2 pseudogenes are annotated in these 684 nt (G+C 47.7%); both read left to right on the top strand.

Going from position 1 to position 684, the window contains the following annotated elements:
- Positions 1 to 181: pseudogene (locus tag ACWHAR_RS27645) on the top strand (YitT family protein); the annotation flags it as partial.
- 104 nt (positions 182 to 285) lie between these two features.
- Positions 286 to 684: pseudogene (locus ACWHAR_RS27640) on the top strand (4'-phosphopantetheinyl transferase); the annotation flags it as partial.

Below are 684 nucleotides of genomic sequence, written 5' to 3'. Positions count from 1 at the left end.
GGAAATAACCATTTTGTTTGCGGCATGGGGCATGGGTGGGCCGATCGGTTTTGGCACCGTTTTGACCGCCATCCTCACCGGACTCATTCTGCGTTTTTCATTGCCGCAGTCAATCCAGTTGCTGAATTATGCTGTGGCAAGGCGGACAGCCGCTGTGAAAGCATCTCCGCCTGTACACTAAAACAAAGCCGCCTTGGCTTTGTTTTTTTATTTTCTCCTCTATATGAGTCTTGTGGAAGTATGATAGGATGGTTTTGACAATCTTTTGCAGACGGAGGATCTAGAATGAAGATTTACGGAATTTATATGGACCGCCCGCTTTCACAGGAAGAAAATGAACGGTTCATGTCTTTCATATCACCTGAAAAACGGGAGAAATGCCGGAGATTTTATCATAAAGAAGATGCTCACCGCACCCTGCTGGGAGATGTGCTCGTTCGCTCAGTCATAAGCAGGCAGTATCAGTTGGACAAATCCGATATCCGCTTCAGCACGCAGGAATACGGGAAGCCGTGCATCCCTGATCTTCCCGACGCTCATTTCAACATTTCTCACTCCGGCCGCTGGGTCATTGGTGCGTTTGATTCACAGCCGATCGGCATAGATATCGAAAAAACGAAACCGATCAGCCTTGAGATCGCCAAGCGCTTCTTTTCAAAAACAGAGTACAGCGACCTTTTAGCA

The organism is Bacillus sp. LR--39 (assembly GCF_053613335.1).
The sequence above is the reverse complement of the archived record's forward strand: the minus strand, read 5'-3'. Positions and strand labels throughout refer to the sequence as shown.